This window comes from Acinetobacter sp. TSRC1-2, from assembly GCF_049895885.1.
In the GTDB taxonomy this organism is placed as follows: Bacteria; Pseudomonadota; Gammaproteobacteria; order Pseudomonadales; family Moraxellaceae; genus Acinetobacter.
Genome location: NZ_JAFCTF010000001.1, coordinates 342428 through 356012 on the forward strand (window position 1 = coordinate 342428; position 13585 = coordinate 356012).

General features: G+C 39.6%; 8 protein-coding genes. 4 read left to right on the plus strand and 4 right to left on the minus strand.

Annotated features, from left to right (window positions below):
* Window positions 1-96: 96 nt before the first annotated feature.
* The 4 genes from ACP69Y_RS01615 to ACP69Y_RS01630 all read left to right on the plus strand — a co-directional run bounded on the left by ACP69Y_RS01615 (window position 97) and on the right by ACP69Y_RS01630 (window position 6859).
* A complete protein-coding gene (locus tag ACP69Y_RS01615; RefSeq protein WP_425915569.1) occupies window positions 97-738 on the plus strand; it encodes a hypothetical protein in 642 nt (213 codons plus the stop codon).
* A 60-nt stretch (window positions 739-798) separates the two neighbouring features.
* On the plus strand, window positions 799-1926 hold the full coding sequence (locus ACP69Y_RS01620; protein ID WP_425915571.1) for an efflux RND transporter periplasmic adaptor subunit: 1128 nt from the start codon (window positions 799-801) through the stop codon (window positions 1924-1926).
* Window positions 1927-1942: 16 nt separating this feature from the next.
* Window positions 1943-5047, plus strand: coding sequence for an efflux RND transporter permease subunit (locus ACP69Y_RS01625; RefSeq protein WP_425915573.1), 3105 nt, complete (start codon window positions 1943-1945; stop codon window positions 5045-5047).
* A gap of 96 nt (window positions 5048-5143) precedes the next feature.
* Entirely contained in the window at window positions 5144-6859 is a 1716-nt protein-coding gene (locus ACP69Y_RS01630) for a proline--tRNA ligase (RefSeq protein ID WP_425915575.1), read from the plus strand.
* 52 nt (window positions 6860-6911) lie between these two features.
* Here the strand turns inward: ACP69Y_RS01630 and ACP69Y_RS01635 are convergent, their stop codons facing one another.
* The 4 genes from ACP69Y_RS01635 to ACP69Y_RS01650 are packed head-to-tail and all read right to left on the minus strand — an operon-like array spanning window position 6912 to window position 13350.
* A complete protein-coding gene (locus tag ACP69Y_RS01635) occupies window positions 6912-8339 on the minus strand; it encodes a hypothetical protein (protein WP_425915576.1) in 1428 nt (475 codons plus the stop codon).
* A 20-nt stretch (window positions 8340-8359) separates the two neighbouring features.
* Entirely contained in the window at window positions 8360-10609 is a 2250-nt protein-coding gene (locus tag ACP69Y_RS01640) for a DUF6160 family protein (protein ID WP_425915578.1), read from the minus strand.
* Window positions 10610-10643: 34 nt separating this feature from the next.
* Window positions 10644-11330: a hypothetical protein gene (locus ACP69Y_RS01645; RefSeq protein ID WP_425915580.1), complete on the minus strand. Its 687-nt coding sequence runs from the start codon at window positions 11328-11330 to the stop codon at window positions 10644-10646.
* A 10-nt stretch (window positions 11331-11340) separates the two neighbouring features.
* On the minus strand, window positions 11341-13350 hold the full coding sequence (locus ACP69Y_RS01650) for a hypothetical protein (protein ID WP_425915581.1): 2010 nt from the start codon (window positions 13348-13350) through the stop codon (window positions 11341-11343).
* Window positions 13351-13585 lie beyond the last annotated feature (235 nt).

The following is a 13585-nucleotide window of genomic DNA, read 5'->3' on the forward strand; positions in this document are numbered from 1 at the left end:
CTAAGAGAGGTTTTTTATTAAGGATTTTGAGTCTAATATACCCGTTTTATTACTTTAAAATAAGTAATTTAGTCTACTTTTAAATCGGGGGTTACAATGCAAAGTCAGTTTAAACAAAAACTTGCTTTCATTGCACAAAAAAAAATGACTGGAAAATTCATTTTTCTATTTTTGCTGACATTTCAAACGATGTATATTTTTGCAGAGCCTCCACCTAAAGCCACATGGTATCGTTACTATGACAGTAAAGGTATCGCCAATATCAGTACCAGTGTAACGCCAAATCACATTCGTCATGGTTATGAAGCATTAGACCAAAACATGCAAGTGATTCAACGTAATCGTGGCTACGATACCGAAGCGGATATAAAAAAAGCACCGCTACGTGCCGCACAAGCCAAAAAAAATGCAGCTGACCTAAAACTCAAAACTGCATATACTAATTCTGAGGTTGCAGCAACCAAGCGCAATGATGCATTGATGCACATCAAAAAACAGATTGCCTTTCAGCAGGACCAGCTAAAACAGCTACAAAATGACCGCATCTCCTTTAAACGTCAACAAATTGAATATTTACGTAAAGCTGAAAACGTTCCAACCTCTTTAAAAAATAATCTTGATAACAATCAAAAAAATATTGAATCAAAAAAAGAAAGTATTAATTCGTTACAAATACACTATCGAAATACCCAAGCACAATACGACAGAATCATCGCTCGTTTAAAAGCTCTTGAATAAATTTTATTTATTAATAACAGGGCTGAGCTTATGTCACGATAAATAAAAGGATTTACCCGCATGCCATTTGGACAGCGTATAAAAAAAACTAAATTAAGCGACCATAAGTCATATTTAATCTGTAGTACGCTCTGCTTGAGCTTACTACTGGGGGCTTGTGAGAAAAAAGAAATAGAAGCACCCGCTGAAAACACACAAAAAATAGAATTAATTCAACAAGATTTAGTTTTAGTCAAAGATGGGGTTTCTATCGCTAAAACTGCATTTACCGGCACACTTCGTGCAGTAAATCAAAGCAGCATACAGGCGCAAGTGACTGCAACCGCAACAGCTGTCAATGCCCAAGTGGGCCAAGCGGTTTCAAAAGGTCAGGTTTTAGTTCGTTTAAATAATCAGGATAATGCTGCACGGCTTGCACAAACCCAAGCCAACCTTAGCTCGACTCAGGCCCAAGCCACTTTGGCTAAAAACATGATGCAACGAAAAAAACGGTTGCTGGATCAAGGATTTATTTCCAAAGTCGAATATGAGCAGGCAGCGGTTGATTATCAGGCGCAACTTGAAAACGTGCGTGCACAACAGGCCAACGTCAATATTGCTCAAAAAGCCGAGCGTGATGGAACTATCTTGAGCCCTATCTCAGGGGTCATCACCAAACGTGAGGTTGAATCGGGACAAACCGTTGCTGCAGGTCAAACCCTGTTTGAAATCGTTGATCCAAATCATTTAGAAATTCAAGCCAAACTCCCCAGTGACATGCAGGCGGCTTTAAAAGTGGGGCAAAAAATTGAATATACTATTCAAGGTAATCCTGCCCAACTTACGGCGGTACTCACCCGTATCTCCCCGATTGCCGATCCTGCAAGTCGTCAAATTGAATTCTTTGCAACCCCGAATGAAACCATCAAATCACTCAGTATTGGCTCTTTTGTTGAAGGTAATATTCTTTCTTCTACCCAAGTTAGCGGTCAGTTGATTCCGCTGAATATCATCCAAAATTTAAAAGAAACTCCCTATGTATGGGTGATCCGCCAGAAAAAAATTGAAAAAGTAAATCTAGTAATTTTAGAACAACGTTATCGCGACAATTTAGCCGTGGTGCAAGGACTGCAACCCGGTGACCAAATCAGCCGTATTAAATTTAATGACCAAGACCTTGATCAGGAAGTCATAATCACTCAAAAATAAGCACAGGATTGTTCTTATGTGGTTCACCCGAATTAGTGTTAAGTATCCTGTTTTCACCATCATGATGATGTTGTGTTTACTGGTGTTGGGGTTAGCGTCTTGGCAACGGATGAGCGTTGAAGAATTCCCCGATGTAGACTTCCCGTTTGTGGTGGTTTATACCAGCTATCCCGGTGCATCGCCTGAAATAATTGAATCTGAAGTCACCAAAAAAATGGAAGAAAAGATCAATACCATTTCAGGTTTAAAACAGGTGATTTCACAATCGAGTGAAGGGCTTTCGACCATTATTGTCGAGTTTAATCTAGACGTTTCTTCTGCTGTCGCCGCACAGGATATTCGCGATAAAATCTCCTCGGTCACCGCCGGGTTTCGTGATGAAATTCAGGATCCAGTGGTCGAGCGTTATGACCCCACAGCCAATGCGATCATGTCCATTGTTTTTGAATCAGAAACAATGCCGTTACGCGATTTGAGCTCCTATTTAAATCAGAGGATTGTCCCACAATTACAAACCGTTCCCGGCGTAGGCGCGGTCAATTTACTCGGTGATGCACAACGGCAAATTCGTATTGAAATAGAACCACAAAAATTACAAAGCTTCAGCATTGGTATTGATCAGGTCATCAATACCTTAAAAAGTGAAAATATTGAAGTTCCAGGCGGAACTTTAAAACAACCTACCTCGGAACTGGTGGTTGAAATCAAATCCAAGGTGATTCATCCACAATCGTTTGGTGATTTAATTATTGCTAATAAAAATGGCGCGCCTATTTTTCTAAAACAAGTAGCAAAAATTGAAGACAGCCAAGCTGACTTAGAATCCAGTGCCTATTTAAATGGTAAAACAGCGGTAGCGATTGATATTTTGCGCAGCTCTGATTCCAATGTGATTGAAGTGGTGGATGCCACCTATAAAGCCATGAAAAAGATTGAAAAACAATTACCTCAAGGCACCGTTGCCAAAGTCGTGGTGGACAGCTCTAAAAGTATTCGCGGTAGTATTAAGGATGTTGCGCGTACGATTATTGAAGGGGCTGTTTTAGCCGTTCTGATTGTATTGCTGTTTTTAGGTTCATTTCGTTCTACTGCCATTACCGGCATAACCCTTCCAATTGCCTTACTCGGAACCCTTACCTTTATTTGGGCATTTGGCTTTACGATTAATATGATGACGCTATTAGCGCTTTCACTCAGTATTGGCCTACTGATTGATGACGCGATTGTGGTTCGGGAAAATATTGTTCGTCATGCCGATATGGGCAAAGACCACGTTACAGCAGCACTGGATGGCACCAAAGAAATTGGGCTTGCGGTTTTAGCCACAACGCTGACGATTGTAGCGGTATTCTTGCCAGTTGCTTTCATGGGCGGGATTATTGGTAAATTTTTCTATCAATTTGGGGTAACGGTCAGTGCTGCAGTGCTGATATCCATGTTTGTCAGTTTTACCCTCGATCCCATGCTTTCGGCACATTGGACTGAAAAACCTGATCCCAATAAGCAACCGGGGAAAATCAAACGCTTTTTTAAATGGATCTCCAACAAACTCGATAACTTAAGTCACTACTACGAAAAACTGTTAAAACTGGCGCTGCGTTTCCGCATTGTTACGCTCATGATTGCCGTCGCCTCACTTTTTGGTGCATTAGGACTATCCAAACTGGTGGGTACAGAATTTGTGCCGGTGCCTGATAAAAGCGAAATTCGGATTAAGTTTGAAACACCTGTGGATGCATCACTCGAATATTCACAAGCCAAATTATTGCAAGTTGAGCATATTATTCGCCAACACCCTGACGTGCGCGGTACCTATAGCATTATTAACGGCGTGACTGACCGTGGTAAAAATCATGTCAGTATCCGGGTCAGCGTAACTCCTCGATTAGAGCGTAATAAGACCCTGACACAGCTCAACAATGAATTTCGTCAACGCTTACAAAGTGTAGCCGGTATTACCCTTACCTCCGTTGCTTCTGCCGATGAAACCGTTTCAGGGGGTCAAAAGCCGGTTCTTATTTCGATTAAAGGCCCTGAACTGGATGAATTGCAGAAAATCTCGGATCGCTTTCTTGCTGAAATTTCTAAAGTAAAGGGTATTGTCGATCTGGAAAGCTCACTCAAAGAACCAAAGCCGACCTTGGCCGTTCATATTAACCGCATGCTTGCCAGTGATTTAGGTCTTTCCGTCAATCAAATTGCCAATGTCATCCGTCCATTGCTTGCAGGTGATGATGTCACGACTTGGCAAGATGAAAGAGGAGAAACGTATGATGTCAATCTTCGCTTGACCGAAAATAAACGGAGCTTGCCAAGTGACATTGAAAACCTTTATTTAAACTCACAAAAAACCGATGCATCCGGTCAGCCTATTTTAGTGCCACTGGCAACTGTCGCATCATTTGAAGAAGGTCTGGGTGCATCACAGATTAACCGTCGTGACTTGGCACGTGAAGTATTGGTAGAAGCCAACACTGCAGGTCGTCCTGCAGGTGATATTGGGCAAGATATTAAAAAGATTCAAGATAATTTTGATTTACCACCGGGTTATAGTTTCGTCACCCAAGGCGCGAATAAAGATATGGCTGAGTCTGCAGGTTATGCCATGACTGCGATTACCCTCTCGATTGTGTTTATCTATATCGTACTCGGATCACAATTCAATAGCTTTATTCACCCCGCTGCCATTATGGCTTCCCTCCCCCTTTCACTGATTGGGGTCTTTCTGGCCTTATTCCTGTTTAATTCAACCCTGAATCTATTCTCAATCATTGGCATCATCATGCTGATGGGATTGGTGACTAAAAATGCCATTCTGTTGATTGACTTCATCAAGAAAGCTATGGATCGCGGTGAAGATCGTTTTGATGCCATTATTGCTGCAGGTAAAACCCGACTCCGTCCGATCCTCATGACCACAAGTGCCATGGTCATGGGTATGATTCCACTGGCATTGGGTCTAGGCGAAGGAGGAGAACAAAGTGCGCCCATGGCTCATGCGGTAATTGGCGGTGTAATTACCTCCACCCTGTTAACCTTAGTGGTGGTGCCGGTGATCTTCACTTACCTGGATGACTTAAAGAATTTTATGACGCGCCAAATGCGCAAAATCATGTCATAATTTATAGCATCACAATGAGGTGACATTCAGAAATGTTCACCTCATTTTTTATTGTATAATCTTGGCTTTCAAGGCTTAATTTTTAGGACAGCTTCCATGCGCGCGAGTCGCTTTTTATTTGCTACGTTAAGAGAAACCCCGAACGATGCTGAAGTTATTTCACATCAGCTGATGTTACGTGCGGGTATGATTCGTAAATTGGCTTCAGGTTTATACACTTGGTTGCCGATGGGCGTACGTGTGCTAAATAAAGTTGAAGCGATTATTCATGAAGAAATGAATCGTGCTGGCTCACTCGAAGTGTTGATGCCTGTAACTCAACCTTCAGGCCTATGGGAAGAATCAGGTCGCTTTGTACAATATGGTCCTGAACTACTACGTTTCAAAGACCGTCATAATAATGATTTTGTGCTTGGACCGACACACGAAGAAGTGATTACCGATCTTGCGCGTAACGAACTGAAAAGTTACAAGCAACTTCCAGCAAGCTTCTACCAAGTACAAACCAAATTCCGTGACGAAATTCGTCCACGTTTTGGTGTGATGCGTTCACGTGAATTCATCATGAAAGATGCCTACTCTTTCCATATCGATCAAGACTCTCTACAAGAAACTTACGATACAATGTACGATGCATATTGCCGTATCTTTACTCGTCTAGGCTTAAATTTCCGTCCAGTTCAAGCAGATACCGGTTCAATCGGTGGTTCAGGTTCACACGAATTCCATGTGTTGGCATCAAGCGGTGAAGATGATATCGCCTTCTCAACTGAATCAGACTATGCTGCCAACGTTGAAATGGCTGAAGCAGTGCTTGTCGGTGAACGTGCTGCACCTACACAAGAATTAAAATTGGTCGAAACACCAAACCAAAAAACTATTGCTGATGTTTCAGCATTCTTGAACACTGATACAAAAGACTCAGTCAAAGCACTCCTTGTTCAAGGTGTAGCAGACGAAAAAGGTAATGTTCCTGTGGTTGCTTTATTCCTTCGCGGTGACCATGAACTGAACGAAATCAAAGCTGAAAAGCATGCTGCTATTGCTGCGCCTTTAACTTTTGCAACAGAAGAACAAATTGCTGCACTCGGCTTAACTACTGGTTTCATTGGACCGCAAGGTTTAGTTGAAAAAGGCTTAACCGTGATTGTGGATCGTGCAGCGTCTGTATTGTCCGATTTCGTTGCTGGTGCAAATGAAGCAGACAAACATGCAACTGGCGTCAACTGGGAACGTGATGCACAGTACACAGAAGTCTATGACCTCCGTAACGTGGTTGAAGGTGATGTTTCACCAGATGGTAAAGGCATACTACAAATTAAACGTGGTATTGAAGTCGGTCATATCTTCCAGTTAGGTAAAAAATACTCAGAAGCTTTGGGCTGCAAAGTCCTTGGTAAAGACGGTAAGCCAACGGTTGTAACGATGGGTTGCTATGGTATTGGAGTAACACGTGTAGTTGCATCTGCCATTGAACAAAACTTCGATGATAAAGGCATTATTTGGCCTTTAGCCATTGCACCATTTGAAGTTGCAATTGTGCCTATGAACGCACACAAATCACCACGCACCCTTGAGGCCGCTGAAGCACTATATGCAGAGCTTCAGGCAGCAGGTTACGATGTGATTTTAGATGATCGTGACGAACGTCCAGGGGTTAAATTCTCTGACCTTGAAATCACGGGTATTCCGCATCGTATCGTGATTGGTGAAAAAGGTTTGGATGCAGGCACCTTTGAATATAAAGGTCGTCGTGATGCTGAATCTGTAAATATTTCTAAAGAAGAATTATTAGCAAAAATTGCTAAATAATTTTTCTGCAAAATAAAAAGTCCCGCTTAAGCGGGATTTTTTTATAATGTAATTAGCAAAATTTCAGACCACCGTAGCAGTTTGATGTAACTTCTTGATTTTTTAAAATTTGGTTATTTAACGTCAACTTTGAAGGATTAGCTTGAGTCCACTGACCAACATCAATTTGCAAGGTTTTTACAATGGGTGTACCCACCAATGCTTGAATTGCATTACCAAAATCAATTTCAATTCGCATATTTTCCTGGGTAAGGGAATTTGTAATATTTGTTGCAACCTGAGGGAGTACTGCAGAAATATCTACAGCCCCTGCTACATTTAGCTGTCCTAATTGTACAGGATCAGCAAATGACATCCACCAACCTCTTTGCGCAACATCTGCTGCATCAGCTCCAGGCCAATGTAAAGCAAGCTGTTGCAAGGCCAAATAACCACCTGAACCGGTTAATGGCACATTATGCACCATACTTAACAATTGATTGAAGGTCACATTCATATTGAGGTTGGTCAGTTTAGAGCCCTCTCCCATTTTGAATTTTGAGGTACTCACTAAACAAAGTGGTCCTAAGCCAACGCATGGCTCGATATTAACCAGTAACTGATCATTATTAAATTGCGTTGTATTTAAGCCATTATACACATCATAATTTGCATTATCCTCAGCTGTACCTTTTGCCAAAGGAATCACTGGAATAGTTACCATAATATTTGTTGCACTTGCCTGAGTTTGCCGGTTACCTGTAACGGTAAATCCAGGAACATTAAATTTCACATTATTTAACTGCGGTACGGTAATTCCTGTCGTTGCTGAATTTAACGGATCACTGGTAAAATCATGATCACCAAACAAAGCAATATCCAATAATCCTGAAATTTGCTGATTCGCCGCCTTACCAAATTTTGCTGCTGCAGTATTAGTAGAACCTGTGGTATCTGCAATTTTCATATAACCACTGAAAGATTGAATACCATCCGTAGGGGATTGTGTATTGGCAATACCCGTGGTTAATAAACCCAAAATTTCTTGCGCCCCCAAACGGAATCCAACTATTTCCCGAGTAGATGCCTTATCGCTATTTTTTATTGCAAACTCAACAAAAGGGTTGGTTATTTTTGCACTTGTCGAGGCACGGTCATTGGCAAACACGGGATTTCCCAAACTATCATAACTCGTAGGTAACCCACTTAAAGCTAAATTCGAAATATCAATATCACAGCCATTTGCGCCATTCACTCCACCACAACCTAACTGTAAGGATTTGATATTGGTATTCAATTCCATTTCAGCATCAAGACCAAGTTTAAAAAAGTTGACCGTCTCGCTGCCTGCTGTTGTGTAGCTATAAGCATCTTTGGAAAAATTTAGCAATGCCTGACCATCTACTTTAGCCAATTCGGTATCGGATAAACTTTTAAATCCTGTTGCATGTGTGCCTGAACAAATGCAACAGATTAATGCTGGCAATAATAATTTTTTCATTTTCATTCCCTATAATTTTTTTATCGCGGAGTAATACCCAAAGTGCTACGCATTGCCCCTCCTGTAATGGCAAGATCCGCAATTTTTTGCATATTGCCTGCTGGAGACATTGCCATTTCTGCGGTAAAAACCTTACCTTGAGAATTTGCATTAGCTAAATGATTGAACTTGACCTGATTGTCTAACACAACAGTATCTTGTTTCATCTGAATTCTTGATTCAAAACCTATATGCCCTTGAAGCTTATTTAAATTGATACTAGATTCAGTTGTTCCAGTCGTCTTGACATCTTCGTTAATGATGCTTAAGAAACTGCCTCTATCCGTGGGACCTGCGATATCTTTAAACTTAAAATTCCCTTTTAAAGACAAATAGTTGGAATCTGGTGTTGCATTTGGTGCATTCAACCCCGGAACAATCAGTAATTCACCTTGACCGTCAAGCTTAAAAGCAATTGAAGACAATACATCATCTTTTTTGGCAAAATTATCAATAGGTACAACTTTGTTATCACAATTCATACCGCCAGTTGCTGCTGTACAGTTATATAAAGATCCTGGCAATTGCCCAATTGCAATTTCAGCTTTTGCTGCAAATAATAAATTGTCTGCTTTAATATAAATTCCTTCATCTTCAAAACCAATTACACCATCAGATTTTAAATATGAATCGATATTTCGAAGACCTGCATAGTAATTGACTTCTTCGTTATATACTCCCTTTGCCCCATCCACAACAATGATAGAAGTCGTACTTGGTGTTCCAGTTTTTTTATCAATACCATAACCTTCTGTAGACATCGCCAAGTTATAACCTAAGCCTGCGCTTGTCACACCTTTATAAGTATAGTTTTTAGAAAATAGAGCCAGATTGGCATTTAAATTAAAGATAGGTATACCTAAACCCCACTCTCCTGAGGGACTGGTTATTTCAGCAATTGAGTTATCTGAAATAAAACGTGCTTTACGGGCGATCGCTTGAAAATCCATCCCACGGATTGCAATCAGTGCTACATTTTGTCCTTTATCCACTGGCATCATGTAATAGGTTAATTCATTACTTGCGGCACCGAGTATCTTTTTAACATTTTCATTGATAATAAAATTTAAACTTTTAACTTGTGCGGTATTGATATAAATATCACCAAAATCAATATATGCATTTTTAGTATTCAAATTCGTAGCATTGGTTGAATTACGAATAATTAAAGGAGATAAGTTTGAAAATTCAATAGCGTAGCTACCATGCCCCGTATGACCTATTTCCAAAGTTGTTGGAGCAACATTTTGACCTAATAGCGGGTTTCCCTCACGTGTAAACTCAGCAGAAACACCAAAATGTAAACCACCAGCGCCTGCAAACCCATAACCTGAAGCAGACTTTATTGTTTCTGTTAAATCTGTTCCAGACCGATTAACAGTATTAAAATCTTTAAGGCCGGCCTGATTTGCATTTAAAAATATTTTAGCATTTGTAACAGCCCCCGATGCTCCCATACGCATTACATTTTTCTGGTTATCGGGATCTGCCCCATAGCGCAAATCAATATTTACCCCAGGATTTTTTGCATTTACTCGACTGGAATCGACATCACTTGAATCAGCAACTCGGGCTAAGTTCACAATATGATCTGTGTTTCCATCACGGCTTTTAGTGGTCATTACTATCCCCTCATTCGGGTCTAGATACATATAACCATCGGCAGAAAAATTAAAGTTAAAATCTTTTAAGGTTAAATTTTTGCCATTTAAACCATAACCAATACTTGCATTTTGTAGCTGAAAATCTAAATGTGCTTTGTCATCGCGGTTAAATAGACCATGGGTAGTTTCCAGATAAAATTTTAAAGGTGAAGTCGTTGAAAGACTTAAAGAACCTAAATTCTGTTCAGCCGTGGTACAAGTTGCAGCATCGCACAGCAGCATAAGCTTTTCTACTGTGGCCTGAAATGGGGAAATGCTGGCTTGAATTTTCACGCCAGTACCTATATCCGTTGTGCCTACATCAAAATCGAGCGTACTTCTAATCGTACTGTTATTTACACCTTTGACTTCAACATTGTGCATTCCTAGCTTCATGCTACTTGTATCGGTATAATCTACCCAGTTGATCTGATCTACATTTATTTTTGAGACTTCATGAGTAATAGAAATACCATCTTGACCTGTCACAACACTTAAAGACTGATCTGTTAACTGCTGAAGTGCAAAGGATTGTTGTGCCATTAATACACAAGCCGTGAGCAAATTTAGTTTTATTATTTTTTTCATTACAACATCCTTATTCTTAAAAATTTTTATTTAATTAACAACGACTGGTTCCAGTACCTGCGCAGTTATAACTAAAAATTTTCAAATCTCCCGACATATGTAAATTTCCGTGTACGTTCAAGCCCATAAATCCTTTTTCAGCCCCTTTATCAAAAGTAGGAACATCTACACTGCTATAAACTTTTGTACCTTGAGCATTGACTGTATAGGCATTATATTGATTATATTTTTCATCTTTTAAATACCCTTTGGTAGCTGCATCATCCGTTTCAACTGACAGACTACTAAAACCTAAATTTCTTATTTTTAAAGGTTTATCATCAAAAAATGAAAGTTTCATTGCTGTTTGAGGCATCATATCCTTATTGATAATCGTGCTTCCCGCTAAAGAAAACTTATCCACCTGAATGGTGCCTTGAATTTGCTTAAAGACCAACCATCTTTGATTACCGGCTGCGTCCGCATGATTACTGGGTGAAAATGCAAAACGGCATTGCACATCCGAGACACAGTCATATGTGTAATATACGCCTTGCTGATCAGAGATATTTTTAATACTTAAATCATTTGCATAGCGATGGTTTAATGACAAAGTCCAGCTTAAATCAGCCCCCCCTTGCCCTGTAACATCTAGTAATGCACCATTATCCAAACCTACCAATTCTGCATGTGCTGCACAAGCCATAAATAAAACGACGGAAATAGATATTTTATTTAACATTTTTATACTCCTATAAGCCCGTAGTTTTAAACTTAAGATGCTGAATCAGAACGCCATCTATTACAGCCGAACCTAAATTGACAGCTGAACCTGACGGACTTTTAAATACGATACCTGTCGCGTCCGCCCCTCTATTCGCTTTTAGAAGATTCGTTGATACATCTCGGGTCACACTACCAATTGCAATACTACTGTGCGTCGCATTTGTCCCCTGATATCTAACAGTATTGGTTCCCGTTGTAATGTCTGAGAAATTTGAACCGCAGTAGCTTACGTTACAGGTCGAACCTTTAAAAGATGCTGCCGTTAGCCCTGTACCTGCTTGAAATTGAGGATTTGGATCTGTATCTGCATATAAGGTATAAATTTGTGAATATATGGCAGGTATTTTAGGAATGCGTGTCACTTCCAGAATAATATTATTGCCTTCTGATGCCAGAATAAAAGGTTGATACATATTCCCCAATACAAGGTTTATATTAGTACTATATAGATATAGACCGTCTTTATCGTTGAACAGTGGAGCCAAAGAACCATCTATTGCTGGCGTTACTGCTGTACCATCATCTGCATCAGTTTTAGCAGCAGTACTGATACGAATTCCTTTTTCATCCAGGTTCGTATCAGTAAATTTTAATGTGGACGGATTATCATTAGTATTTATCCGTAATAGTGCAGCTATCCCTAATGTTTCATCATAGAGTTTATTGACATCATCATTTTGAGTTTGGAATAACCTTAGCTGTGAACCATTAATACTCAGGCCATTGGCCACAAATTGTGATCTTAAGCGATAGTCTTTATCTAGCCCACTCGTTGGTGCACCTGTAACAGCATTAATTATACGAATTGAATCAAAAGACCGAGAGAAAATATCGGTCCAAAAACCCAATTTGATTCGGTCACTTGTTGTGTCGACGCCATCCTGAGCCAAAGGTGCTTCTAAAGCCAGATAACCAATATCACTTTTGTTCGCACCTGAAAATTGTTGAATGTCTTTTGCTGTACCTGCACGGAATAACCAAGGATTAGCCGCACTTCCCCAATTTAAACCTACATTACTATAACGCTGATTTAAGTTCCCATTACTTTTAGACAAGGCCAAACCATAAATAAAAACATCGGCTTTAGTGCGGGCATTGGTTATAACGCCAGTTGCTGTTGTATCTGCCACATTTATCGCATTGGTTTTTGCATAATTGTCGACAGTGGTATTTGCAGCAGAGGTTGCTTGCTGAGTAGCAGTACTATTTGCTGATGCTCTAATCTCAGCAAGGGTAGTTTCTTTTAAATGATTATTAACTGCGGTAGTAATGGTGGAGCCATATGCTGCCTCAATCTTTTCAATGGTATTTAACCGAGCATTTTCTGCTGCCTTCTCTTCATTTAACCAGCCACCACTATATCTTGTTGTACCATCATTAGGAACTAATGCTGGAGCGTTCCAATAATATTGGTCGTAACGTTGATCATAATAATCTGTATAAGTTTTTTGTTTTAAATAAGGTGAAATTTCCTGATTACGATACGTGGTTTCATTTTTTGTTTTTACTTGGGCATAAGTCGTTGTATAGGTTGTTGTAGTGGTACTGCCATTTTGATAAATTCCATTATAAACAGTATCATAGGTCGAGTTATAACTACCCTGATATAAGTTGGCTTTTGCATACGCATAGTTTGAATTGTAATTCTGTTTATAAATTTTATCGTATGCACGTTGATACAGTAATTCGTAATTTTCACCTGTTGGAATAATACGAATAAAACCAGTATCGTATTTAGGTTTATCCACCGCAGAAATAGTGGCATTGTTATAACTTGAAGCAGTAGAAATATCATTCGGTCCCTGAAAAACCATCTTAAAATTTTCAGGCAATAATGCGATCCCCTCACCGGTAGTTTCAGAAAGGTTATTATCTGACAAAGATTCAAGCGCATAAATGGACGGACTAAGTAAAACTGCGATTAGACCCGCCAAACAAGACTTTTTAAATCTTGCATTATTCCAACTCTGAGTCATCACGACCTTCCTTTTTATCAGATGCTCCGCATCATTATTTTTAATTCATCCTAGGCTTGGTATATCTCTTTTATTTATTTGTCATTACAACAATGTTCTTACCAAGTTTGTATAACTTTTTATTATGCTGAATATTTACTCAATTGCAAAAAAAAATGGGCGAATGAACCCAGTTTCCGATGAATGAATTTCATAAAAAATAAGCGGACCAAAATGATCCGCTTATTCAATTATT